This window comes from Streptomyces sp. Q2 (assembly GCF_056820935.1).
The window spans coordinates 23,023-48,619 of sequence record NZ_JBXEJE010000064.1; the positions used below are offsets into that span (position 1 = coordinate 23,023).

At 71.7% G+C, this 25,597-nt stretch carries 15 protein-coding genes and 3 pseudogenes; 6 read left to right on the plus strand and 12 right to left on the minus strand.

Annotated features, from left to right (window positions below; all coding sequences use genetic code 11):
* Positions 1 to 413 (minus strand): annotated as a pseudogene (locus ACWBNA_RS43640) (Rv3235 family protein); the annotation flags it as partial.
* Positions 414 to 755: 342 nt separating this feature from the next.
* Here ACWBNA_RS43640 and ACWBNA_RS43645 point away from each other — a divergent pair.
* From ACWBNA_RS43645 to ACWBNA_RS43655, 3 genes are all read left to right on the plus strand, one after another.
* Positions 756 to 1,271: a DUF6912 family protein gene (locus tag ACWBNA_RS43645; RefSeq protein WP_482710180.1), complete on the plus strand. Its 516-nt coding sequence runs from the start codon at positions 756 to 758 to the stop codon at positions 1,269 to 1,271.
* Positions 1,272 to 1,341: 70 nt separating this feature from the next.
* Positions 1,342 to 2,007 (plus strand): HAD family hydrolase, encoded by a 666-nt coding sequence (locus ACWBNA_RS43650; protein WP_482710181.1) that lies wholly within the window; start codon positions 1,342 to 1,344, stop codon positions 2,005 to 2,007.
* Positions 2,008 to 2,552: 545 nt separating this feature from the next.
* A complete protein-coding gene (locus tag ACWBNA_RS43655; RefSeq protein ID WP_482710182.1) occupies positions 2,553 to 7,484 on the plus strand; it encodes an NAD-glutamate dehydrogenase in 4,932 nt (1,643 codons plus the stop codon).
* A gap of 77 nt (positions 7,485 to 7,561) precedes the next feature.
* Here the strand turns inward: ACWBNA_RS43655 and ACWBNA_RS43660 are convergent, their stop codons facing one another.
* Both ACWBNA_RS43660 and ACWBNA_RS43665 read right to left on the minus strand, forming a co-directional pair.
* A complete protein-coding gene (locus ACWBNA_RS43660) occupies positions 7,562 to 8,404 on the minus strand; it encodes an ABC transporter ATP-binding protein (RefSeq protein ID WP_482710183.1) in 843 nt (280 codons plus the stop codon).
* Positions 8,397 to 9,320: an ABC transporter permease gene (locus ACWBNA_RS43665; RefSeq protein ID WP_482710184.1), complete on the minus strand. Its 924-nt coding sequence runs from the start codon at positions 9,318 to 9,320 to the stop codon at positions 8,397 to 8,399. The genes ACWBNA_RS43660 and ACWBNA_RS43665 overlap by 8 nt, the downstream gene beginning before the upstream one ends.
* Before the next feature lie 185 nt (positions 9,321 to 9,505).
* Between ACWBNA_RS43665 and ACWBNA_RS43670 the strand changes: the two genes are divergently transcribed.
* Entirely contained in the window at positions 9,506 to 10,132 is a 627-nt protein-coding gene (locus ACWBNA_RS43670; protein ID WP_482710185.1) for a TetR/AcrR family transcriptional regulator, read from the plus strand.
* Positions 10,133 to 10,181: 49 nt separating this feature from the next.
* On the plus strand, positions 10,182 to 10,826 hold the full coding sequence (locus tag ACWBNA_RS43675; protein ID WP_482710186.1) for a LuxR C-terminal-related transcriptional regulator: 645 nt from the start codon (positions 10,182 to 10,184) through the stop codon (positions 10,824 to 10,826).
* A 199-nt stretch (positions 10,827 to 11,025) separates the two neighbouring features.
* On the opposite strand, the pseudogene ACWBNA_RS43680 reads toward ACWBNA_RS43675, so the two are convergent.
* From ACWBNA_RS43680 to ACWBNA_RS43690, 3 genes and pseudogenes are all read right to left on the minus strand, one after another.
* A pseudogene (locus ACWBNA_RS43680) lies at positions 11,026 to 11,196 on the minus strand (ADP-ribosylglycohydrolase family protein); the annotation flags it as partial.
* Positions 11,197 to 11,437: 241 nt separating this feature from the next.
* Entirely contained in the window at positions 11,438 to 12,430 is a 993-nt protein-coding gene (gene galE, locus ACWBNA_RS43685) for a UDP-glucose 4-epimerase GalE (protein ID WP_482710187.1), read from the minus strand.
* A gap of 195 nt (positions 12,431 to 12,625) precedes the next feature.
* The gene (locus ACWBNA_RS43690; protein WP_482710188.1) at positions 12,626 to 13,135 is read right to left on the minus strand and encodes a MarR family winged helix-turn-helix transcriptional regulator; all 510 of its coding nucleotides are present in this window, start codon (positions 13,133 to 13,135) and stop codon (positions 12,626 to 12,628) included.
* A 119-nt stretch (positions 13,136 to 13,254) separates the two neighbouring features.
* Between ACWBNA_RS43690 and ACWBNA_RS43695 the strand changes: the two genes are divergently transcribed.
* The gene (locus ACWBNA_RS43695) at positions 13,255 to 13,668 is read left to right on the plus strand and encodes an organic hydroperoxide resistance protein (RefSeq protein WP_383859603.1); all 414 of its coding nucleotides are present in this window, start codon (positions 13,255 to 13,257) and stop codon (positions 13,666 to 13,668) included.
* Between the two features lie 210 nt (positions 13,669 to 13,878).
* Here the strand turns inward: ACWBNA_RS43695 and ACWBNA_RS43700 are convergent.
* The 6 genes and pseudogenes from ACWBNA_RS43700 to ACWBNA_RS43725 all read right to left on the minus strand — a co-directional run.
* Positions 13,879 to 15,160: pseudogene (locus ACWBNA_RS43700) on the minus strand (hypothetical protein).
* Between the two features lie 137 nt (positions 15,161 to 15,297).
* On the minus strand, positions 15,298 to 17,799 hold the full coding sequence (locus ACWBNA_RS43705; protein WP_482710189.1) for a bifunctional glycosyltransferase/CDP-glycerol:glycerophosphate glycerophosphotransferase: 2,502 nt from the start codon (positions 17,797 to 17,799) through the stop codon (positions 15,298 to 15,300).
* 151 nt (positions 17,800 to 17,950) lie between these two features.
* Positions 17,951 to 18,859 (minus strand): carbohydrate ABC transporter permease, encoded by a 909-nt coding sequence (locus ACWBNA_RS43710; protein WP_482710190.1) that lies wholly within the window; start codon positions 18,857 to 18,859, stop codon positions 17,951 to 17,953.
* On the minus strand, positions 18,856 to 20,199 hold the full coding sequence (locus ACWBNA_RS43715; RefSeq protein WP_482710191.1) for a carbohydrate ABC transporter permease: 1,344 nt from the start codon (positions 20,197 to 20,199) through the stop codon (positions 18,856 to 18,858). Before ACWBNA_RS43715 ends, ACWBNA_RS43710 begins: the two co-directional genes overlap by 4 nt.
* 4 nt (positions 20,200 to 20,203) lie before the next feature.
* Positions 20,204 to 21,679 carry an ABC transporter substrate-binding protein gene (locus ACWBNA_RS43720; protein WP_482710192.1) on the minus strand — a complete coding sequence of 492 codons (1,476 nt, stop codon included), beginning with the start codon at positions 21,677 to 21,679 and terminating at the stop codon, positions 20,204 to 20,206.
* A gap of 244 nt (positions 21,680 to 21,923) precedes the next feature.
* On the minus strand, positions 21,924 to 25,597 hold a 3,674-nt coding region (locus tag ACWBNA_RS43725), incomplete at its 5' end, for an FHA domain-containing protein (protein WP_482710193.1).

Consider the following 25,597-nt stretch of genomic DNA (forward strand, 5'->3'; position numbering starts at 1 on the left):
CGGGGGGTCTGGGAGGGGACGACGGGGGTGGTGGGGGTTCCCGGGGCCACAGGGGTGGGGCTTGCTGTGGTGGGCCTCGGAGGGGCTGTGGAGGGCCTTCCCGCGGTGACCGTCCGGGCGGCGACGGGGGCGGCGGCCAGGGCAGGGGCGGCGGTGGTGCGGGTCCGGGCGCGCGTGCCGGTGCTGGTGGTGAGGGCGAGTGGGTCCGGCCCGGGGGCGCTGGCGGGGCGGTTGTCGGTCGGGCTGGTGCGGGTGAGAGGTCCGGACGTGCCCGGTGAGCCTGGCGGGCGGCCGTCGGGCGTGGTCGTGCGGGGCGTGCCTCCGCCGGGGGCGCGGGGCGGGGTGCCGCCAGGGCGGCGAGGGTCGCGGCGGCCCGGTGGGCGGGCGCCGGGGTGGTGGTTCGCCCTCGTCATGACCTTGTTCATCGGTGTCCCCGCTCGATCGGCCCGGCGGTACCGGGCGGTAACTTCTGGTTGGGGATCTTGTACGGGGTGGTGGATCCCGGCGGCAAGGCGGCCGGAGTCCTCGTCGGGGTGGCCGGAATGTTCACCTATCAGAGTGGTCGGGGGCGCGGAACGCCCGCCGTGACGGGGGTGCACGGGGTGAGTTCCGGGGCGCCGGGTGGACGCCTCCAGGGGGGTGGGCAGGGACTCGAAAGGGGACCCCGCGGACGTATCCTGAAGGCCCTCCGGGAGGCGCCGAACGCCCTCCGGGAGGGCCGGACAAGCCTTCGACCACGAAAGAAGCGGCGAGCCATGCGTGTCTACGTCCCCCTGACTCTTCCCGGGCTCGCCGAGGCGTACAAGACGGGGGAGCTGGGGAGCGGGCCGTTCGTCGCGTACGCGGTCACGCCGGCGTTGCGGGAGTGGTACCTGTCCGACGACATCGAGGAGTTGGAGTACGCCGCGCTCAACCGGGCCGCGCTGGCCTCGCTGCGGTTGCTGGCGGCGGACGGCGAGGCGGTGCGGCGGCGGGTCGTGGTCGCCGTGGACGTGCCTGACGGTACGGCGACCTCCGACCCCGGCCGGGCGCTGGATCCCGCGGCGCTCGGAGAGGTGCGGGTCGCCGGGGCCGTGCCGTTGGACAAGGCGGCGGCCGTGCACGTCGATGCCGGGGACGCGGAGGCTGACGTGGCCGCGGCGGCCGACGCGCTGGCGACGGCGGACGGTGGGGACGACGACGCGCAGTTCGTCGTGGACGGGGCCGAGGATCATGAGCTGCTGTGGTTCGCCCGGCAGGAGATCCCGAATCTGGTGGGGCTGGGAAACTGAGGGCGGACATTTTGCCCGGCTCTGAACAGGTGGCCTCTTGATTGTCAGTGGGGGCGGGTACGTTTTCGGCATGGGGAAGCAGACGGGCGCGCACATTGTCTGGGACTGGAACGGGACGCTGTTCCACGACAATGACGCGATCATCGGGGCGACGAACGCGGCGTTCGCGGAGTTGGGGCTGGCGCCGATCACGATCGAGCAGTACCGGGCGTTGTACTGCGTGCCGGTGCCGAAGTTCTACGAGCGGTTGATGGGGCGGCTGCCCACCGAGCTCGAGTGGGAGGTCATGGACGAGACCTTTCACCGGTACTACACCGAGCACCGGGTGAGATGCGGGCTGACCGCGGGGGTGGCGGAGCTGCTCACGGGCTGGGCGTCGGCCGGGCGGAGCCAGTCGATCCTCAGCATGTACGTGCACGACGAACTCGTGCCGCTCGTGCGGGGGTTCGGTATCGAGGCGCACTTCCTGCGGGTCGACGGGCGGGTCGGGCCGTCCGGGGGGAGCAAGGCGGAGCACATGGTGCGACACCTAGGGGCGCTGGTCGGGGTGGACCCGGCCCGGACGGTGGTGATCGGGGACGCCGCCGATGACGCGGTGGCCGCTCTGCACGTGGGGGCGCGGGCCGTGTTGTACACCGGGGGGTCGCACGGGCGGGCGAGCCTTGAGGTGGTCGGCGTACCGGTGGTGGACACGTTGGAGGAGGCCGTGGTGGAGGCGGAGCGGCTGGCGGCGTGACGCCACGACGAGCGGGCGGCGGGTCGGCTGACGCCGTGTATCACCACGCAGGCCGAAAACAGCGCGTCCGTGCTTGAGCCGCAATTGAGGCAGACCCGCATGGAATGTCGTCCTTCGCCCCTGTGCAGAACGTCAAAGTTCCCCCCTGGTTTTGTACACATACGGCTCATGACGGGCCCCCGGTGAGGAGCGATAGCCTGGTGGCGTGATCAGCGCGATAGTTCGCGGGGGCATCGTCGCCCCTGCCCTGCGCCCGGAGAGCACGGACGACATCCGTGACCGGGCGGCAGTCGCTGGTCCTCGCGGGCGGGACGGGGACGCAAGGCCCCCCAGGACGCCGTACACACCCCGGAAGCACGCGCCGCAGAGAGCAGCGTCACACCCTTCCGGCGTGTCGAGAATGGCTGATAACCCCCCGCTCATCTCGCCTTGCGGCATAGCGTCGGAGCAGACCGGACACCCCGCGTCGCGGCGTTACGTCACAGGGGAAGAGACCGTACTTCCACCTACGTCACGCAATGGCGCGCGACAGGAGCCAGAGGACAATGCAGACCAAGCTGGACGAAGCAAAGGCCGAGCTGCTCGAGAGGGCCGCCCGGGTAGCTGAGAACAGCCCGGTCGGGGGGCACCTACCGACCGGGACGACGGATGCGAGCACACCCGACCGGGACACCCTGCTCGCGTTCCTCCAGCGCTACTACCTGCACACCGCCCCGGAGGACCTCGCCGACCGCGACCCGGTCGACATCTTCGGAGCCGCGCTCTCGCACTACCGGCTGGCCGAGAACCGACCGCAGGGCACGGCCAGCGTGCGGGTCCACACCCCCACCGTGGAGGAGAACGGGTGGACGTGCAGCCATTCGGTGGTCGAAGTCGTCACCGATGACATGCCGTTCCTCGTCGACTCCGTCACCAACGAGCTGACGCGGCAGGGGCGCGGGATCCACGTCGTCATCCATCCGCAGGTCATCGTGCGGCGTGACGTCACCGGCAAGCTCATCGAGGTGCTCACCCCGCGCCCCACCGGCGAGTTGCCGCACGACGCGCACACCGAGTCCTGGATCCATGTCGAGACCGACCGCGAGAGCGACCGCGGCGACCTCAAGCAGATCACCGCCGACCTCCTGCGGGTCCTGTCCGACGTCCGCGAGGCCGTCGAGGACTGGGAGAAGATGCGGGACGCGGCGCTGCGCATGGCCGACGAGATGCCCAAGGAACCCGTCGCCTCCGATCTGCGCGAGCAGGAGATCGAGGAGGCGCGGGAGCTGCTGCGCTGGCTGGCCGCCGACCACTTCACCTTCCTCGGGTACCGGGAGTACCGGCTGCGGGAGGACGACTCCCTTGCCGCCGTCCCCGGCACCGGGCTCGGCATCCTGCGGTCCGACCCGCACCACGCGAGCGACGAGAGCCACCCCGTCAGCCCCTCCTTCGAGCGGCTGCCCGCCGACGCCCGTGCCAAGGCCCGCGAGCACAAGCTGCTCGTGCTGACCAAGGCCAACAGCCGGGCCACCGTGCACCGGCCGTCCTATCTCGACTACGTCGGCGTCAAGAAGTTCGACGAGAACGGCAACGTGATCGGTGAGCGGCGCTTCCTCGGGCTGTTCTCGTCCGCCGCGTACACCGAGTCCGTGCGCAGGGTTCCGGTCGTCCGCCGCAAGGTCGAGGAGGTCCTGGAGCGCGCCGGCTTCTCGCCCAACAGCCACGACGGGCGTGACCTGCTGCAGATCCTGGAGACGTACCCGCGCGACGACCTGTTCCAGACCCCGGTCGACGAGCTGCAGGCCATCGTCACCTCCGTGCTCTACCTCCAGGAGCGCCGGCGCCTCAGGCTCTACCTGCGCCAGGACGAGTACGGGCGCTACTACTCCGCCCTCGTCTACCTCCCGCGCGACCGCTACACGACCGGTGTCCGGCTGCGGATCATCGACATCCTGAAGGAGGAACTCGGCGGTACCAGCGTCGACTTCACCGCCTGGAACACCGAGTCGATCCTGTCCCGGCTGCACTTCGTCGTCCGGGTCCCGCAGGGCACCGAGCTGGCGCAGCTGTCCGACGCCGACAAGGACCGCATCGAGGCGCGGCTGGTGGAGGCCGCGCGGTCGTGGGCCGACGGGTTCGGGGAGGCGCTGAACGCGGAGTTCGGCGAGGAGCGCGCCGCCGAGCTGCTGCGCCGCTACGGCAACGCGTTCCCGGAGGGCTACAAGGCCGACCACAACCCGCGCTCCGCGGTCGCCGACCTCGCGCAGCTGGAGAAGCTCACCGAGGAGAAGGGCTTCTCGCTCAGCCTCTACGAGCCCGTCGGCGCCGCCCCCGAGGAGCGCCGGTTCAAGATCTACCGCAAGGGCGAGTCCATCACCCTGTCGGCCGTGCTGCCGGTCCTCAACCGGCTCGGCGTCGAGGTGATGGACGAGCGGCCGTACGAACTGCGCTGCTCGGACCGGAGTGTGGCGTGGATCTACGACTTCGGGCTGCGCATGCCCCAGCCGAAGAGCGGGAGCGGCGACTACCTCGGTGACGACGGCCGCGAGCGGTTCCAGGACGCCTTCGCCGCCACCTGGACCGGCCAGGCGGAGAACGACGGCTTCAACTCCCTCGTGCTGAGCGCCGGGCTGAACTGGCGTCAGGCGATGGTGCTGCGGGCGTACGCGAAGTACCTGCGGCAGGCGGGCTCGACGTTCAGCCAGGACTACATGGAGGACACCCTCCGCCACAACGTCCACACCACCCGGCTGCTGGTGTCGCTGTTCGAGGCGCGGATGTCGCCGGAGCGGCAGCGTGCCGGGCACGAACTCGTCGACGCCCTCCTCGAAGAGCTCGACGCGGCGCTCGACCAGGTCGCCTCCCTCGACGAGGACCGGATCCTGCGGTCGTTCCTGACCGTCATCAAGGCGACCCTCAGGACCAACTTCTTCCAGGAGGCGGCGGGCGGCAAGTCGCACGAGTACGTCTCCATGAAGTTCGACCCGCAGATGATCCCCGATCTGCCTGCGCCGCGCCCGGCGTTCGAGATCTGGGTCTACTCGCCCCGCGTGGAAGGCGTGCACCTGCGGTTCGGGAAGGTCGCGCGAGGCGGGCTGCGCTGGTCCGACCGGCGTGAGGACTTCCGCACCGAGATCCTCGGCCTGGTCAAGGCGCAGATGGTGAAGAACACCGTCATCGTGCCGGTCGGCGCCAAGGGCGGGTTCGTCGCCAAGCAGCTGCCCGACCCGGCCGTGGACCGGGACGCGTGGATGGCGGAGGGCATCCGCAGCTACAAGACCTTCATCTCGGCGCTGCTCGACATCACCGACAATATGGTCGCCGGGGAGGTCGTCCCGCCCGCCGACGTGGTCCGGCACGACGAGGACGACACCTATCTCGTCGTCGCCGCCGACAAGGGCACCGCGACCTTCTCGGACATCGCCAACGGAGTGGCCGAGACCTACAACTTCTGGCTCGGCGACGCCTTCGCCTCCGGAGGCAGCGCCGGCTACGACCACAAGGGCATGGGCATCACCGCCCGCGGAGCCTGGGAGTCCGTCAAGCGGCACTTCCGGGAGCTGGGCGTGAACACGCAGGCCGAGGACTTCACGGTCGTCGGCATCGGCGACATGTCCGGTGACGTGTTCGGCAACGGCATGCTGCTCTCCGAGCACATCCGCCTGGTCGCCGCCTTCGACCACCGGCACATCTTCATCGACCCGAAGCCCGACGCGGCCACCTCCTACGCCGAGCGCCGCCGCGTCTTCGAGCTGCCCCGCTCCAGCTGGGCCGACTACGACACCGCGCTCATCTCCGCGGGTGGCGGCGTGTTCCCCCGTACGGCCAAGGCGATCCCGGTCAACGCGCACATCCGTGAGGCTCTCGGCATCGAGGGCAAGGTCGCCAAGATGACGCCGGCCGACCTGATGAAGGCGATCCTCAAGGCGCCGGTGGACCTGCTGTGGAACGGCGGCATCGGCACGTACGTGAAGGCGAGCACGGAGACGCACGCGGACGTCGGCGACAAGGCCAACGACCCGATCCGCGTCGACGGCGCCGACCTGCGTGTCAGGGTCGTCGGCGAGGGCGGCAACCTGGGCCTGACCCAGCTCGGCCGGATCGAGTTCGCGCTGCACGGCGGCAAGATCAACACGGACGCCATCGACAACAGCGCGGGCGTGGACACCTCCGACCACGAGGTGAACATCAAGATCCTGCTCAACGGCCTGGTCGCGGACGGCGACATGACGGTCAAACAGCGCAACAAGCTGCTCGCCGAGATGACCGACGAGGTCGGCCACCTGGTCCTGCGCAACAACTACGCGCAGAACACGGCCATCGCCAACGCGCTCGCCCAGTCCAAGGACATGCTCCACGCCCAGCAGCGGTACCTGCGTCACCTGGTGCGCGAGGGCCTGCTGGACCGGGCGCTGGAGTTCCTGCCCACCGACCGTCAGATCCGCGAACGCCTCGGCGCCGCACAGGGCCTGACCGGCCCGGAGACGGCAGTCCTGCTGGCGTACACGAAGATCACGGTCGCCGAGGAGCTGCTGCACACCTCGCTGCCTGACGACCCGTACCTGCGCACCCTGCTGCACGCGTACTTCCCGAGCGCGCTGCGCGAGGCGTTCGGGGAGCGCATCGACGGCCACCCGCTGCACCGCGAGATCACCACGACCGTGCTGGTCAACGACACGGTCAACACGGGCGGTACGACCTACCTGCACCGCCTGCGCGAGGAGACCGGTGCCTCGCTGGAGGAGATCGTGCGGGCGCAGACCGCGGCCCGGGCGATCTTCCGCTCCGGTGTCGTGTGGGACGCGGTGGAGGCGCTCGACAACCAGGTCGAAGCCGCGGTCCAGACCCGGATCCGGCTGCACTCGCGGCGCCTGGTCGAGCGCGGTACACGCTGGCTGCTCAACAACCGGCCGCAGCCGCTCCAGCTCGCCGAGACCGTCGACTTCTTCGCCGACCGGGTCGAGCAGGTGTGGTCGCAGCTGCCCAAGCTGCTGCGGGGCGCGGACCTGGAGTGGTACCAGAAGATCTACGACGAGCTGACGGGCGTCGGCGTGCCGGACGAGGTCGCCACGCGCGTCGCCGGGTTCTCGTCGGCCTTCCCCACGCTCGACATCGTCTCGGTGGCCGATCGCATGGGCCGGGACCCGATGGACGTCGCCGAGGTCTACTACGACCTCGCCGACCGGCTCCACATCACCCAGCTCATGGACCGCATCATCGAGCTGCCCCGTGCCGACCGCTGGCAGTCCATGGCCCGCGCCTCCATCCGCGAGGACCTCTACGCGGCCCACGCGGCCCTGACCGCCGACGTCCTCGCGGTGGGCAACGGCACCTCGACTCCCGAGCAGCGCTTCAAGGCGTGGGAGGAGAAGAACGCGGCGATCCTGGGGCGGGCGCGGACGACCCTGGAGGAGATCCAGGGCTCGGAGACGTTCGACCTGGCGAACCTGTCGGTGGCCATGCGGACGATGCGCACGCTGCTGCGGACGCATTCGTAGGCCCTACGAACAGCAGGGCGCCCCGGGCCGTGGAGGCTCGGGGCGCCCTTGTCCGTGGAGGTCCTTCGGGGCCCTCGTTACGAGCGGACCGGCACCTTCGGTCTGGCCTTCGCCTTGTCGGGGCCGCCGGTGAACGCCTCGTACGCCTCCAGGACCTCCTCCGTCGGACCGTCCATGCGCAGTTCGCCGCGCTCCAGCCACAGCACGCGGTCGCAGGTGTCGCGGATCGACTTGTTGCTGTGGCTGACCAGGAACACCGTGCCGGCGTGCTTGCGCAGCTCGCGGATGCGGGTCTCGGAACGTTTCTGGAAGGAACGGTCGCCGGTCGCCAGCGCCTCGTCGATGAGCAGGACGTCGTGGTCCTTGGCGGCGGCGATGGAGAAGCGCAGGCGGGCGGCCATGCCGGAGGAGTAGGTGCGCATGGGGAGGGTGATGAAGTCGCCCTTCTCGTTGATGCCGGAGAAGTCGACGATCTCCTGGTAGCGCTCCTTGACCTGCTCGCGGGACATGCCCATGGCGAGGCCGCCGAGGTAGACGTTGCGCTCGCCGGTCAGGTCGTTCATCAGGGCCGCGTTCACGCCGAGCAGGGAGGGCTGGCCGTCGGTGTGGATCCGGCCGTTCTCCACCGGGAGCAGGCCGGCGACCGCCTTGAGCAGGGTCGACTTGCCCGAGCCGTTGGTGCCGATCAGGCCGATCGCCTCGCCGCGGTACGCGACGAACGACACGTTCTTGACGGCGTGCACCGTGCGCACACCGGCGGCCTGCTCGGCCTTCTTCCGGCGCAGCATGCGGTTGAGGGCGGCGGTCGCGGAGCCGCGGCCGGCGCCGGTGCCGTTGACCCGGTAGACGATGTCGACGCCGTCGGCGATGACGGTGGGGATCTTCTCGCCGTCGTAGATGTTCTCGGTCTTGTCAGCCACGGCCGTACGTCTCCTCAGCCTTCCAGAAGTAGATGAAGCCGCCGACGCCGGCGAGCAGGGCCCAGCCGGTCGCGATCAGCCACACGTGGGCCGGCAGCTGGCTCGCGTGGAAGCTGTCGATCAGAGCGAAGCGCATCAGGTCGATGTAGACGGCGGCCGGGTTCGCCTTGAGCAGCGGCGCCACCCAGAACGGCAGGTCGGTGTGCTTGTCGAGCAGGTGGTCCAGGCTCCACATCACGCCGGAGATGTACATCCAGGTGCGCAGGACGAAGGGCATCAGCTGCGCGATGTCCGGTGTCTTCGCGCCCACCCGCGCCAGGATCATCGCGATGCCCGCGTTGAAGGTGAACTGCAGCGTCAGCGCCGGGATCGCCAGCAGCCAGGACGCGGACACCGGCACGCCGAAGAAGAGCAGGATCACGACCAGGGCGGCCATCGAGAACAGCAACTGCTGGAGCTGCTGGAGGCAGAAGGAGATGGGCAGCGCGGCCCGCGGGAAGTGCAGGGCCCGCACGAGGCCGAGGTTGCCGGAGATCGCCCGGGTGCCCGCCATGATCGAGCTCTGCGTGAACGTCCAGACGAACACGCCCGTCACCAGGAAGGGGACGTAGTCCGCCACGCCCTTCTTGGTGCCCATCAGCACGCCGAAGATGAAGTAGTAGACGGCCGCGTTCAGCAGCGGGGTCATCACCTGCCAGAGCTGGCCCAGCTTCGCCTGGCTGTACTGGGCGGTGAGCTTGGCGGTCGAGAAGGCGGCGATGAAGTGGCGCCGCGCCCACAGCTGGCTGACGTACTCGCGCAGGGTGGGGCGGGCGCCGCTGACCGAGAGGCCGTAGCGGGCGGCGAGGGCCGCGAGGTCGTCTTCGGCCGGTGCGGTCGCCGTCGTCGGGGGCGGTGTGTGGAGGACCTGGCTCACATCCGCTGCTTTCACTCGGGGGGTGGGGTGCGTGCGGCTTGGGCGGGCCCGTCGCCCGGCGTTTCCTTACGCTTCTCTTCACGTTCTCTTACGTCGGGACGGGACCGTATCGTCGCAACGTGAGCGTAGGCCGAGTTGACGTCGGAACGCAACCGTTTCGTCGTGACGCCCCTATGCTGGTCCGCATGACGACGAACGCCGACGAGCCGCAGACGCGTCCGCGCCGCCGTGCCCCCGCGGGTGCCGCCGTACTCCGCGAGGATGTGACGGAGGCCATCAGGGCGGCCGTCTTCGAGGAGCTCGCGGCCGTCGGCTACGCGCGGATGTCCATCGAGGGGATCGCGCGCCGCGCCGGCGTCGGCAAGACCGCGGTGTACCGCCGCTGGCGCTCCAAGCTGCACCTCGTCCTCGACGTCGTCTCGGCGCTCGCGGTGATGGGCCTGCCGGTGCCGGACACCGGGTCGCTCGAAGGCGACCTGCGAATGCTGTACGAGGTGACCTCCCGCGCCCTGCGCCACCCCGTGGCCTCGCAGGTCATCCCCGACCTCCAGGCCGAGGCGGCGCGCAACCCGGAGATCGCCGAGGCCATGCAGAAGACCCTGCGGGAGGGACAGGAGGGCGTCGCCAGCAAGATCGTGGCGGCGGCGCGGCAGCGCGGCGAGGTCCGTGAGGGGCTCGACGAGGACCTGGCCCTGGACCTGATCTCGGGGCCGCTGTACTGGCGGTCGGTGGTGATCCGCAACCCGAAACTCCCGAAGGGGTACCTGGGAGGACTGGCGCGGGGCACCGCGGAGGCGCTCAAGGCGCTGTGAGCGTGCCTTGCCGGGATCGGCCCGCCGGACCCGTAGGAACATGGGTGCCATGAGACTCGTGATCGCTGAGGACAACGCCCTGTTGCGCGAGGGCCTCGTCCTCCTGCTGACGTCTGCCGGGCACGAGGTGGCGGCCGTCGTCGGCACCGGCCCCGAGGTGCTGCCCGCGTTGCTGGAGCACCGGCCGGACGTGGCGGTGCTGGACGTGCGGATGCCGCCCGGTTTCCGCGACGAGGGTCTGCGGGCCGCGCTCGCCGCGCGCAAGGAGATGCCCGGTCTGCCGGTGCTGGTGCTCTCGCAGTACGTCGAGGAGTCGTACGCCGCCGAGCTGCTGGCCGGGGGGAGTAGCGGGGTGGGCTATCTGCTCAAGGACCGGGTGGGGCGGGTGGACGAGTTCCTCGATGCGCTGGAGCGGGTCGCGGCCGGGGGTACGGCCCTTGATCCGGAGGTGGTGACGGAGTTGCTGACCCGACGCCGGGACACCCCGCTCGACTCGCTGACGCCGCGCGAGAGCGAGGTGCTGAAGCTGATGGCGGAGGGCCACGACAACGCCACCATCGCGAAGACTCTGGTCGTCACGGAACGGGCGGTCCACAAGCACATCGGGAACGTGTTCCTGAAGCTGGGACTGCCGCAGCGCGACAGCGGGCACCGCCGGGTGCTGGCCGTGCTGACGTACCTGAACAACGTGTAGCCAAGCTGCCCGCACGCCGGGAGAGAGCTCATCGCGGCGGGGCCCTGGGGCTGCGACAGCGGCGCTCTCCTGGTGTCCGCCGTGGGCGGGTCGCGGTGGGCCCCGATCAGAGGGCCCGGGTGCTCAACAGGCGGGGGCCGCCGCGGCGTCCGCGACGGCCTCCGCACTGCGAGTTCCGTCAGTTCCGGTGTGCGCAGGACCGTTCGCCGAATCCCGGCAGGGGGACGTGCACAGGCGCTGCCCAGCGGTCGGGGATCGCGGTGATGCCGTACACCGCGCCGGCCAGGCCGCCGGTCACGGCCGCGACGGTGTCCGTGTCGCCGCCGAGGTCGATCGCGGCGCGTACGGCGTCCTCGTAGGAGGACGTGGAGGCAGGCCGTGGTCGGGGGACGGGCCCGTGGTCGCGGCCCTGGCCGCGGGCGGGCTAGCGCCTCTCGTTTGGATCATGCCGGGCTAGCGGGGTCTGGTGCCGCTCGGCTTCGCTCGCGCGGGAGGGGCCCCACCGCCGCGTTGTCGTCGGTCGCCAGGGCTCCGCCCTGACTCCCTCCTCTGCCTGCGATGCACGGCACCGGACCCCGCTCCCTGGCCCGGCCTGACCCAAACGAAAGCACCTAGCCGCGGGCCGCCTCCGGGTGCTGGCGTACCCAGCCTTCCCAGGCGGAGATGATCATGTCCTGGACGTCGTGCTTGGCCTTCCAGCCCAGTTCGGCGGCGGCCCGGTCGGCGGAGGCGACGACGCGGGCCGGGTCGCCGGGGCGGCGTGGGGTGACCGTCGGGGGGCGGTCGTAGCCGGTGAGGGCGTTGATGCGGTCGATCATCTCGCGGACCGAGACGCCTTCCCCGCGGCCGATGTTGAGGGTGAGGTCACGGCCGGGGGCGGCCTGGAGGGCGCGGGCCGCCGCGACATGGGCCTCGGCGAGGTCGACGACGTGGATGTAGTCGCGTACGCAGGTCCCGTCCGGTGTCTCGTAGTCGTCGCCGAAGATGCGCGGGGGCGCGTGGTCCGTGAGCTTCTCGAAGACCATGGGGATCAGGTTGAAGACGCCGGTGTCCGCGAGTTCGGGGCTCGCCGCGCCCGCCACGTTGAAGTAGCGCAGCGACGCCGTGGACAGGCCCGTCGCCCGGCCCGTCGCTCTGACCAGCCACTCGCCGGCCAGCTTCGTCTCGCCGTATGGCGACAGGGGCACACAGGGCGTCTCCTCCGTCACCAGGCCGCCGTGGCGCTCGGCGTCCGGCATGCCGTACACCGCCGCGGAGGAGGAGAAGACGAAGGACGGCACGCGCGCCTCCGACACGGCCTCCAGGAGGACGCGCAGGCCCTCGACGTTCTGCCGGTAGTAGTGCAGCGGCAGGTCCATCGACTCGCCCACCTGCTTCTTCGCCGCCAGATGGACCACACCGGTGACCTCGTGGTCGGCGAGGGTGCGGGCCAGGCGTTCGCCGTCCAGGGTCGAGCCCACGACCAGCGGTACGTCCTCGGGGACGCGGTCGGCGATGCCGGTGGACAGGTCGTCGTACATCACCGTCCGTTCGCCCGCCTCGGTCATCGCCCGTACGACATGTGTCCCGATGTAACCGGCGCCGCCGGTGATCAGCCAGGTCATGTGCGGCCGTCCCCTCGTCAGTTGGCCTGTGGTGGTGCGTGTCGCCTCCGCGTGCCGGGCGCGGTTCGGCTCCCGTCATCAGTGAAGCAGGCGGGGCGGTCCGGTGCGGGTGACTGTGATGACTCCGTGTGGAGGGGCGGCGACTCCCCGTGCCGGGTCGGGAGCCCCGGCGAGTAGCCGGGGCGGGCGCCCCCGCTACCCGCGGCCCGGCATCTCCTCCAGCGCCGCCGAATCCAGCGTCGACGTGAGCTGGTCGAGGCGATCGCGCAGCTCGCGGAGTTCGTCGAGGTCGAAGCCGGTCGCCTGGAAGATCCGGCGCGGTACCTGAAGGGCGGGCTCGCGCATCGCGGCGCCCTTCTCGGTCAGCCGCACCTCCACGGAGCGCTCGTCGCGGGCGCTGCGCTCCCGTCGGACGAGGCCGGCCGCCTCCAGGCGCTTGAGCAGCGGCGACAGCGTGCCGGAGTCGAGGCGCAGGTGTTCGCCGAGCTTCTTCACGGGCGTCTCGCCCCGCTCCCACAGCACGAGCATCACCAGGTACTGCGGGTAGGTCAGCCCGAGGTCCTTGAGGAGCACGCGGTAGACGCCGTTGAACGCACGCGAGGCGGCGTGCAGGGAGAAGCAGATCTGGCCGTCGAGGCGCAGCCAGTTCTCTTCCTGGGCTGATGCGGCAGCTGAGGCGCTGGAGGGGGTCGGCGTGCGGGTCATGCCTCCAGGATAGCGCGAGCGAGCCATTTAATTGTGCACAACTGAATTGTGTGCTCTACTGGTGGTCGTGCGGCGGCCGGACAGGCCGCCGAGACGTGACTCGAGAGGGATGGATTTCCATGGACGCGCTCTACACCGCTGTCGCCACCGCCACCCACGGCCGGGACGGCCGTGCCGTCTCCTCCGACGGCACCCTGGACCTCGCGCTGGGCATCCCGGTGGAGATGGGCGGCAACGGGCAGGGCACCAACCCGGAGCAGCTGTTCGCCGCCGGTTACGCCGCCTGCTTCGGCAGCGCCCTCGGCCTGGTCGGCCGGCAGGCCAAGGTCGACGTCAGCGACGCCGCCGTCACCGCCGAGGTCGGCATAGGCAAGCAGGGCGAGGGCTTCGGCCTCAAGGTCACCCTCCGCGTCGAGCTGCCCGACACCGTGGACGAGGCGGCCGGCCGCAAGCTGGTCGAGCAGGCCCACCAGGTCTGCCCCTACTCCAACGCCACCCGCGGCAACATCGAGGTCGACCTCGTCATCGAGTAACCCCCGGTCAGACACACGGAGCCGCACCCGACCCGCGCCGGCACCGCCCCCGTCCGCCCGCTCCACGCCATCACCGAGTGGGCGGACGACGCGGTGCGCTCGACGCGGGTCGGTCGACGTCTGGGCGAGGCCGGAGTGGACGTCCGCGAGCCGCCTCGCCCTGGGGACCGGACGACCTGACACGGGTGGGACGCCGGACCCGGCCGCTCGTCACCCCAGCGAGTGAGCCCGTTCGGCGCGGTCCTGCGCGGGCAGTGTCACCCGCTCCCGGACGAAACGCTCCAGAAGCAGCGGCACGCCCAGCACCGGCAGCAGCCACGCCAGCACGATCAGCCGGTTGCCCCAGATGTTGACGTCCGGATGCCCGGCCTGCGTGAGGACCCCGGTGAAGGCAGCCGCCACCAGGAACCCGCCGAATGCCCGGCGGTGCCCCCGCAGCGTGCCCCACACCCCCGCCGCCAGGGCCGCCGCGAACAGCGGCTGCCACAGCTGCCGACGCAGCAACTCCGTCCAGAAGTTGGTCTCCAGGTGCAGGAACTCCGGCCACGGCCGGGTCCGGTCGGGCCGGGTGAAGTGGTTGGCGAGCAGATCCTGCACGCTCTCGGACGCGGACGGATAGCCCAGCGCCTTCGCCAGCAGCTGCGTCCCGGCCCCCGCACAGCAGCCCACGCCCGCGAGCGCCACGACCCCACGCCCCGCATCCCGCTCCCGACCCCGCCGCCGTACGCCGACCACCAGCCCCGCCCCCGCCAGGCACAACCCCAGAAACAGTGCCTGCGAGTGCTTCACCGTGAACAGCGCCGCCAGCGAGCCGCCCACCAGCACCAGGCCGGCCCGCGTCCGATGCCCGTGCAGCACCAGCGCGCAGCCCCACACCGCCGCCAGGGTCAGCGCCAGCAGCAGACCCTCGGTCATCGGCCGCATGGCGGTCGTACCGCACGGCAGCACGTAGTACAGCGCCTGACCGGTCAGCGCGAGCGGTACCGGCAGCGACAGCGTGCGCAGGATCAGGAACACCAGGATCCCCGCCCGCGACGGCGATGACGACGCTCGCCGTCCACATCCCCCAGATCACGCCGAGCACGGTGACGAACGGCAGCAGGAACACCGGGTATCCGGGCCGCGACTCGAAGATCCGCAGGAACCGCTCCGAACTGAACGGCGCGGTATGCCCACCCGTCTGCCCCGCCCGCATCCGCGCGTCCACCTCCCGCCAGGCCGCGGCCCGGCACTCCGCCTTGACCTGCCGACGCGGGTCCGGCGCGTGGAAGCGCACCACGTCCACCTTCTGCCGGCGGTACGCCGCCGACGCCTCGCCCGCGCAGGCGTACTCGATGGTGGCGGCCGCCGCCTCCCGCTTGCTGTCGCCGCGCAGGTCCAACGCGTACGACAGGTAGTTCCTGGTGTCGGGGGTGTCCCGGCCGGTGACGTTCGCGAGCTGGAGCACGGCGAACACCGCGGCCAGCGCCGCCACCCAGGTACGCGGCCTCATGAGCACGCCGGCAGGTCACGGCCCACGGCCCGGCCGCCGCGGCCGGGCCGTCCCGCCGGGCGCCACGTGGACGGCCGGGTCGGGGTCGGCCGCGAAGGACTGGAGGGCATACGAACTCCCCGGAGCGGAAACGGCGTTCAGACGCGCTCGACGACGGCCTGCGAACCTACGGTCTGCGGAACGCCCACCCGCCCTTCGAAGGCCGACGGTTCGAAGGCCGACGGTTCGAAGGTCTGTGAACCTACGGTCTGCGGAACGCCCGCCCGCGGTTCGAAGGCCGACGGTTCGAAGCCGTGCGGACCGACGGCCCCCTGCGGAACGCCCGCCCGAGGTTCGAAGCGTCGCGGATCGAAGCCCTGCGGGCCGATGGCCGGGGGACCGGCGGCCGGACCGCCGCCCGGACCGGCGGGCTGCGGCACGCTGGACTGCGGCGAGCGGCCGAGAGCCGCCGCCGACGACGGCACGGGGTGACGTTCGTCGAGCGGCACGACCGGCGGCAGGTTCGTCTCCCCCAGCACGACATGGCGTACGACCCGCTCGGCGGCGCGTCCGTCGTCGTACGGGCAGAACCGCTCGCGGAACGCCGACCGCAGCTGGGTGGAGCGTGAGCCGCGCCAGTGGCCGGTGGCGAAGATGTCGATCAGCTCGTCCTCGCTGCGCGCGACCGCGCCCGGCGCGAACGTCCGCAGGTCGACGTAGGTGCCGCGGGCCGCCTCGTACGCCTCCCGGTCGTCCGCCAGGAGCACGATCGGCCGGTCGAGGTTGGCGTAGTCGAACAGGATCGACGAGTAGTCGGTGACCAGGACGTCCGAGGCGAGGCAGAGCTGCTCGACGCTCGGGTGGTCGGTGACGTCGATGACCCGGTCCGTCGATCCGGCCGACAGGGGCTCGCCGTACGCGTGGTGGGCGCGGGCCAGGACGACGTAACGGGGACCGAGCCGGCGCAGGACCCGCTCCAGGTCGAGGGCTGCGTGCTGGCTGCGGCGGTGGTCGCGGTGGGTCGGGGCGTACAGGATCGCGACCGAGCCCCGCGGGATGCCGAAAGTCTCGCGCAGCCGGGACACGTCCGCGGAGGTCGCCTGCTGGAAGACGTCGTTGCGGGGCTGGCCGTACTCGAGCGTGCTGTAGCGGCCGGGGAAGACGCGCTCCCAGGTCAGGGTGGAGTGGCGGTTGGCGGACAGGACGTGGTCCCAGGTGTCGACACCTCGCAGGAGCTCCGCGAAGTCGGTGCCGCGGGCGGCCGCCGGGCGTTCCTGGAGGTCGAGGCCCATGTGCCCCAGCGGGGTGCCGTGCTGTGTCTGCAGGAGGACCTGGCCGGGGCGCCTGACCAGGCGCCGGTCGAAGTCGACGTTGCTGACCAGGTACTTGGAGCGGGCGAGGGCCGTCCAGTAGGCGGCCGTGCCGGGCCTGACGCGGCGGGTGGCGGACGGGATCGTGTGGTGGTGCTCGGGGCGGGCGACCCAGGACGTGCGGATGTGCGGGGCGTGGGTACGGAACGCGTTCTCCAGGGCGCCCGGATTGCAGCTGTGACCGCGGCCGTCGTACGCGGTGAAGACGGCACGGTCGGCGCGCAGCGGGAGGCGGCGCTGGAGGCGGTAGTGCAGCCGGAGCGCGCCGGTGCGCAGCCTCTTCAGCAGGCGCGTGAGGGCCTTGACGCCACGGCGGCGCAGTGCCGACGCCTGTTGCAGGGTGCGGAACGTGCGGTGCATGCCCAGCCGGACGAGGGTGTGCCGCAGCCGGGAGCGCAGCGGGACCGGATGGCCGGGGGCGTGGTGGCGACGGCAGAGGGCGCGGGCCTGGCGCAGGAAGTCGGCGCGCGCGTCGCGCGGCAGCCGGTCGCGGTGGGCGAAGACCGCCGTCAGGTGGTTGACCATGCGGCGGAACAACACCGGTCGCCAGCGCGCCAGTTCGGGGCGCAGCCCGACGTACGCGAAGACACGGTCGTACTGTGCGAAGAGGTCGAAGTGGCGGCGGCTGGTGGTACGGGTGATGCTGCCCCGCCGGCGCTGCCGGTAGTGCACGCAGACCCGGTCGAGGGTGGTGATCGACTCGGCGGCCATGAGGACCGGGTACGTCCACGGGACGTCCTCGTAGAAGCCGGACGGGAAGGTGAAGCCCTCGCGCTCGACGAACTCCCGGCGGTACGTCTTGTTCCACACGACCGTCAGCAGTTTGAGCAGCCCGGGGCGGTCCTCCAGACCGAAGGACGCCTGGCCGCTTTCGGTGAGCTGGATCGCGGCCTGATTGCGGACGGTTCGGCCCGACCAGTCGACGCGCGCGTAGTCGTGGACCAGGACGTCCGGCTCGCCGGTCTCCTTCAGGCGGTCGGCGATCGCCCCCAGCGCGTGCGGGGCGAGGGTGTCGTCGCCGTCCAGGAAGAGCAGGTAGTCGCCGGTCGCCGCGCGCAGCCCGGTGTTGCGGGCAGCGCCCAGGCCCTGGTTCCGCGGCAGCCTGACGGGCCGGACGCGAGGGTCACGGGCGGTGAACTCGTCGATGATCGCGCCGCAGGCGTCCGGCGAGCCGTCGTCGACCGCGATCAGTTCCAGATCCGGATACGACTGGGAGAGCACCGAATCCAGGCATTCGTGCAGGTAGGCCTGAACCTTGTACGCGGGGACGATGACACTGAACCTGGGCAAGGGGACATCCAAGGGTCGTCGCGGGCGTTCTGCCCGGGAACGGCCGAAGGAGTGAATCGGTTACGATGCGTTACGGCATGTGGGGGACAGTGGACGGACGAAGGGGGCGGACCGGTGCGGTCCGCCCCCTGAACGTGACTGTCCGTGCTGACTACTTGACCGCGCCCGCCATCACGCCCGACACGAACTGCCGCTGGAACGCGAAGAACACGGCCAGCGGGATCACCATGGAGATGAACGCGCCGGGTGCCAGGACGTCGATGTTGTTGCCGAACTGGCGGACCTGCGTCTGCAGCGCGACCGTGATCGGCTGGCTGCCGGAGTCGGAGAACACCAGCGCGATCAGCATGTCGTTCCACACCCACAGGAACTGGAAGATGCCCAGGCTCGCGATCGCCGGCGCGCCCAGCGGCATCACGACCCGGGCGAACAGCCGCAGTTCACCGGCGCCGTCCAGCCGGGCCGCCTCCAGCAGCTCCCTCGGGATCTCCGCGAAGAAGTTCCGCAGCAGGAACACCGCGAAGGGCAGCCCGAATCCCGTGTGGAAGAGCACCACGCCGAAGATCGTGCCGAACAGGCCGAGTTTGCCGAAGAGTTCGGCGATCGGGATCAGCGCCACCTGCACCGGCACGACCAACAGGCCGACCACGCCGAGGAACCACCAGTCGCGGCCCGGGAACTCCATCCACGCGAACGCGTAGCCCGCGAGCGCGCCGATGACGACGACCAGGACCGTCGCCGGGACCGTGATCAGGACGGTGTTCACGAGCGAGTCGGTGATGTCGCTGTTCTGCAGGAGCTTGTCGTAGCTCTCGAAGGTGAGTTGGGACGGCTCGGCGAAGACGTTCCACCAGCCGTTGGCGGTCATCTCCTCCGGCGGGCGCAGCGAGGAGATCAGCAGGCCGATCGTCGGCACCAGCCAGAACAGGCCGACGATGATGAGGAACACGCGCATCAGGCCGCCGCCGACGCCCTCCGCGAGGCGTGCGCCGAGGGACCGTTTGGCCTTCACACTCTCGACGGGCACCGTTTTACCGACCCTGTCCGCATGTGTGGTCATCGCCGCACCTCCCGCCTGAGCCTGCGGATGTTGAACCACATCACCGGGATGACGAGGAGGAGCAGGAACACCGAGATGGCGCTCGCGATGCCCGGCTGGTCCTCGGAGAACCCCTTGCGGTACAGCTCCAGCGCGAGGACGTTCGCGTCGTCCTGCGAGGAGCCCGGGGCGATGATGAAGACCAGGTCGAAGATCTTCAGCACGTTGATCATCAGGGTGACGGCGACGACCGCGAGGACGGGCGCGAGCAGCGGGACCGTGACCCGCCGGAACACCTGCCACTCGTTCGCACCGTCCACGCGGGCCGCTTCCAGAAGCTCACGGGGCATCCCGGCCAGCCCGGCCGCGATCAGCACCATCGCGAATCCCGCCCACATCCAGATGTACGACCCGATGATCGCGGGCGTGACCAGCGACGGGCCGAGCCAGTCCAGGCCGTTGTACGGCTCCGCGAAGTTGCTCGCGGGGAGCCTCAGTTGGGCCCCGTCGGCCTTCTCGGACAAGGTGAACGTGCCGTCGTCGGCGGCCTTCGTGGACTCCACGACCTTGCCGTCCTTGACCGCCTCGATCTTCATGCCGGGGTAGCCGACCTCGGCCGGGTCGGGCGCGCCGAGCGTGCCCACCCCCTTGCCGCGAGTGAAGTCCTGCCAGGTCGTGCCGGTGATCTTCCCCGGTTCGGCCTGCGGCGCCACGGCTCTCTTCGCGTCGCCGGGCATCTGGTCGGGGGCGACGCCCACGAGGGGCAGCGTGACGGTGTCGCCGGTGCGGACCGTCGCCTTGGTGACGAAGCTCCCTCCTTGGGCTATGAGCGGAGAATCGCGGCCCGGGTGCGCCTTCGGGAACGCGGACGCCTCGGCGAACGTGTCGTGGACGCCCACCCACACCGCGTTCGCCACGCCCTTGTCCGGGTCCTGGTCGTAGACGAGGCGGAAGATGATACCCGCCGCCAGCATCGAGATCGCCATCGGCATGAAGACGACCAGCTTGAACGCCGTGCCCCAGCTCACCCGTTCGGTCAGCACCGCGAAGATCAGGCCGAGGGCGGTGGCGATCGTCGGGGCGAACACCACCCAGATGACGTTGTTCTTCAGGGCGGTGCGGATGCCCTCGTCGGTGAACAGGGCCTCGTAGTTGTCGAATCCGGCGAAGCCGTTGCCGGACTGGTCGTAGAAGCTGCGGACGACCGAGTACCCGATCGGGTAGACCACGAGCGCGCCCAGCAGCACGAGAGCGGGCAGCAGGAACAGCGCGGCCACGCTCTTGCGGGTGCCGGTCACGCTCTTGCGCGACTTGGGTGCGGCAGGGGGCGGGGTGCCCCCTGCCGCTGTGGCAGACGTCATCGCGTCAGCCGCCGTAGGCCGCCGCCGCGTCGGCCTCCAGTTTCTGCTGGGTGCCGGCGATGTTCGTCGGGTTCTTCAGGAAGTCCTGCAGCGCCTTCCACTCGCCCTTGCCGGGCGTGCCGCCGAAGGCCTGCGGGGCCTGGTCGGACATGTCGAAGCGGAAGTCGTCACCGGCCGCGATCAGCGCCTTGGCCATCCTCTGCTGCACCGCGTTCGGATACGCCGAGTCCGGCACGTTCTTGTTCGGCGAGAGGTAGCCGCCGAGCTTGGCCTGGACGGTCGCCGCGTCCGGGGAGGCGAGGAAGGTGGCCAGCGCCTGCGCCGCCTTGGAGTCCTTCAGGATCACCGCCGCGTCGCCGCCGGAGACCACGGGCGCGGTGTCTCCCACCGTCGGGAACGGGAACACCTTCGCGTCCGTGCCGACCTTCGCACCGGCCTGGACGATGTTGACCTGCGAGAAGTCGCCCTCGTAGACCATGCCCGCCTTGGGCTGGTCACCGCCGGTGAAGACCTGCGTCACCGAGGCCGGGAAGTCCGTCTGCAGTGCGCCGGTCGCGCCGCCCGCGACATAGTCCTTCTTGCCCCAGACCTGCGCGAGCGTGGTCAGCGCGTCCTTCACGGACGGGTCCGTCCACTTGATCTCGTGCTTGGCGAGCTGGTCNGCGACATAGTCCTTCTTGCCCCAGACCTGCGCGAGCGTGGTCAGCGCGTCCTTCACGGACGGGTCCGTCCACTTGATCTCGTGCTTGGCGAGCTGGTCGTACTTCTCCGGGCCCGCCTGGGAGAGGTAGACGTTCTCGAACCAGTCGGTCAGGGTCCAGCCGTCCGCGCCGCCGACCGAGAACGGCGTGACGCCGGAGTCGTAGACGGTCTGCGCGGTGGTCAGGAGCTCGTCCCAGGTCTTGGGCTCGGTGGCCCCCGCGTTCTCGAAGACCTTGGCGTTGTACCAGATCAGCGACTTGTTGGCGGCCTTGTAGTAGACGCCGTACTGCTTGCCGTCGACCTTGCCGATGTCCTGCCAGCCCTGGGAGTAGTTCTTCTGCAGTTCCTTGAGGGCGTCGGCACCGAGGGGCTTGGCCCACTTCTTGTCGACGGCCTGCTTGATGGCACCCGGCTGCGGGAGCATCGCGACGTCCGGCGGCTGGCCGCCCGCGATCTTCGAGCCGAGGAAGTTGACGATCGGGTCCTGGGCGGGCACGAACGTCACCTTGGCGCCCGTCCGCTTCTCGAACTCCGAAAGTACCTTCTTGAAGTTGGCCTGCTCCGCACCGGTCCAGACGGCGGCCACCTCAAGGCTCTGTCCGTCCAGCTTGGGAAGGGTGACGCTGGTGCCGGTCTCCTTGGCGGTCGCGTCGCTTTCGCTGCCCTCGGCGTCGTCGCTGCCGCAGGCGGTGAGCGAGAGTGCGAGCGCTCCCGCCAGGAGGGTGGCTGCGGCTTTCGCGGCCCTGTTGTTCCGGTTCGTGTTTCTCGTGCTTCGCATCACTGCCCCGTTCTTCGTGCCTCATCGAACGTTCGAGCGCTGTCCCGTGATCTGGTCTACGCCTGGGGGGTTGGGGGCGGCAAGAGCGCATCGCGTGTCAAGCCGAAGATCGTGACCCCCTCGTGACCAGGTGCGCGCGGGCGCGGCTCGCGTCAGCTGGGGGCTGCTGCCCCCAGACCCCCGCTATCGGTCTGAACGGCCTCGTTCTCAAGCGCCGGAAGGGCTGAAATGCGCCGAACCGGTGCTAGAGGAGTGACGGCACCTCGGTCGCCGCGACCTCTCGTGCCGCCCGCTCCAGCGCACTGGCCAGCAGCGCCAGGTCCGTCGGGCCGTTGCCCAGCTCCCGCACCGGGCGCCGGGTCGGCGGGTCGCCCATCCGGTCCCACTCCAGGGGGACGACCGTCGGCCTCAGGGTCGCCGTGCGCGGGATGCGGCCCGTCACGCGGCCGCCCTGGAACGGCGTCACCCGGCCGTCCGACCAGGTCAGCCGGCCACGCCCGGGGGCCGGTTCGTCGGGACCCGGGGTCGGGGTGTCCAGCGTGACGCGCAGGGTCGCCAGGCGCGCCGGGTCCGACTGGGCCGTACGGCCGCCACTGCCGGCCGCGGCCACCAGGTGGACCCCGAGCCGCTCGCCCTCGCGGGCCACGGCCTCCAGAGCGCGTATCACCGAACCCGCCGCCGGCCTGCCCGGTGAGCCCAGCGCGGGGGAGACCAGCGCGTCCAGGTCGTCGACGACCACGACGAGGCGGGGCAGCGGCACCACGGCCTCCGCCTGCCGCCGGGCGGCCGCCGGACGCAACCGGATGGTGGAGCTGGACGGGGCGTCCAGGTCCCCCGTGTGCTCTGCGGCGCCGGACCCGCCGCGGGCCTGCGCCGTCCGCTGGGTGACCATGCGGCCCGACACCTCGCGCCCGGTGTGCCACTCGGCGAAGTCGGACCGCCCGAGCAGCTCCGCGCGCCGCTTCAGCTCGGCGCTCAGCGACTGGGCGAACTCGCGCATGCGCACGGGGTCGTTGGCGGTGAGGTGGGTGGTGACATGCGGTACGTCCGTACACACACGCAGGCCCTCGCCGTGCCCGCCGGTGTCCGTGCCCACGCTGTCCCGGCCGTCCATCAGCACCACGCTCAGCCGGTCGGGGCGCTCGGCGGCGGCCAGTGAGGCGACGACCGCCCGCAGCAGTTCCGTACGTCCGCTGCCCGGCGGTCCCTCGATCAGCAGGTGCGGGCCCTCCAGGGCGAGGTCCACGCAGACCGGGCCGCGCGGTCCGGCCCCGAGCACGGCCCAGGCCCGCCCGCCGAGCGCCTCCGTGTCGTCGGCCGCGTCCGCCCAGCGGGTCATCAGCGACGCCGGGGTGGCCCGGGCCAGCCCCAGCTCGTCCAGCAGCCTGGCCGCCTGGGGCAGCGGCGCCGACACGCGCGTGTGCCGCTCACCGGCGGTGCCCTCCGCCCGCAACGGTGCCAGCGCCCGCGCGAACCGCTCGGCCCAGGCGAGCGAGACGGCGTCCACGGCGGCGACGGTGCCGTGGCCCACCGGACCGACGGCGGTGGCGGAGGAGGTGGGGGCGTTTCCGGCGGTGGGGCCCTTGGGCGTGGCGGAACCGTCCGTCGTGGCGCGCGCCACCCGCATCAGCCGCAGGGCCGTCGCCACGTCGCCGCTGAGCAGCGCCACGGCACCGCACTCGCGGAACGCCGGTGCCGCCGCGCAGGCCGCCTCGTACGTCTCCGTCACCGGCGAGGCGGGGGACGCGGGGGCCGTCTCGGCGAGGCACACGACGTGTATGCCCGCCCGCGGCCCCTCCAGCGTCAGCCGCGCCACCGCCTCGCGGACGGCGGCGCCGCCGGGATCGCCGTCCACGACGACCACGGTGAAGGGCCCGGGGAACACGCCCCTGCCCTGGTCCGCCGTGTCGTCGTCCAGGGCCCAGGAAGGGCGCCGGTTCGCACCGCGGGCCGGCGGCAGGCGGTCCCCGGAGCCGTTCGCCTCGGAGGCGGCACCCTGAATGTCACTGTTGCTGTTGCTGTTGCTGTTGCTGTTGCTGCTGCCGCTGCCGCTGCCGCTGCCGTTGTCACCGGCGCCGGTGACGCCCGCCCGCCGGTCGGTGCGCGCACGCGTCGGCCTGGGGCCGGGGGACGACTCCGTCAGGTGGTCGAGGTGGTCCTCCAGACGGCGCAGGAGTTCGTCGGTGCGGACCTTGGCCTGTTCGCGGTCGTAGGCGAGGAGGAGACGGCAGTCCTGGCCGTGTCCCGGGCGCAGGTGCGGGAGCCAGCCCAGCCAGGACCATTCGGCGGTGCGCTCGGCCACCGGGCGGGAGCGGTCCGCGCTGATCAGGACGATTTCCAGGGCGTCGGGAGAGTGCAGCGCGGCGAGCTGGGCGAGGACCGCGCGGGCCAGCCCGGCGAGCCGCTCGCGCGGTCCGGCCAGCCCCAGGGCCCCGGCCTCGCGCAGATCGGCCGTCACCGGCACGGCGGGCAGCAGGCCCGAGCCGTCGGGCGCCGCCCGGTCCGCCGTACCGAGCCGCACCGTGAGTGCTTCCGGGTGGCCCGGTCCGCGCTCCCAGAGCCGGGGCCCGGGGCCCAGCGCCGTGAGCAGCAGCGCCGCCGGGTCCGGCCAGGTCTCGGGGGCCTGGGAGGGAGGGACAGCGGGTGCCGTCCGCGCTGCCGGGGAGACGCTGCCCTCGGTCTCGTCGGTCTCGTCGTACGTCCCGCGTCCGGCCGGCTCCTGTTCGCCGCGCCCGCCGGTCAGCCGCCGCGCCCACGCCGAGAGCCCGCCGCGTTTACGCAGGCCGGGCGGTACGTCGGTCCCGCGCAGGGGCGTCCCTTTGCGGCGGTCGGCGCCGGGGGAGGGGGCGGCGGGGTCCGTGCCGTGGTCCGCCTCGCCGGGGCCGGGGCCCTGCCCGTCTCCCCGGGGGTGGTGGGTGTCATCGCTCGGGTGCGCGCCGTGCTCGGTGGCCCCGGCCGGGCCCGCGTGGGTCCGTCCGCCGTTTTCGGCGAACGCGCCGGAGGCGCTGCCAGCCGCACCCACACCGAAGCGCCCGGCGTGGGTGGCCCCGCTGTCGCCGGAGCCGTCCCGGGGGACGGCGCTCGTCCGGCCGCGAGACTGGGCCCCCCTGGTCTCGATGGGCGGGGCCCCGCCCTGGCCCGGTACGACGAGCGGGGGTTCGGCGGGGTCGTGGCCCTGTGCGCCAGGGGCGCCGGCCGAGGCACCCCAGCCGGCCGAGCCGTACGCGTGATGCGTCCTGCCCAAGGGGCCGGACGGGGTGGGTGCGCCGTCGGACCCGGGCGCCTGGGCGGGGCCGTCCCCCGCACCGCCGCCGATGGGCACCCGCACCTGCCCCTCCCCGTCGGGAGTCGTCCGCACCCGCGCCCCCGGGCCGCCGGCCGGGGCCAGCCGCAGGGCCGACTCGCCGATCCGCAGCAGTGCGCCCGGGACGAAGCGGACCGGGCGGGCGCTCACGCGGATGCCGTCGAGCGAGGTGCCGTTCGTGGAGTCGAGGTCGGCGACCGAGACGCGGCCGTCGGGGCCGACGGTCACCGCGCAGTGCAGGCGGGAGACGTCCGGGTCGTCGAGCGGGACGTCGGCGTCGGCGGAGCGGCCGATGTGGATCTGGCCGCCGTGGAGGAGATGGACCCCGCCCGCGTCCGGGCCCGCGACCACATGGAGCTGGGTCGGCGCGTCGTCCAGCTCGGGATGGGCCTCCGGCTCGCCGGGGGCGCCCAGGGACAGCACGGCGCCGTCGATCAGCGGGGGCTCGCCCAGGGTGCAGCGCTGGGCGTCGAGCCGCTCCGCACCGGCGTACAGCACGACCGGGCCGCCGCCGGTCTCCCGGCTCCGCTCCGGCGGGGTTCCCGCGTCCGCGGGGACCGCCGAGGCGAGCGCCGACGCCACCGCGGCCAGGGCCGTGCCCGCGGGCGCGGTGA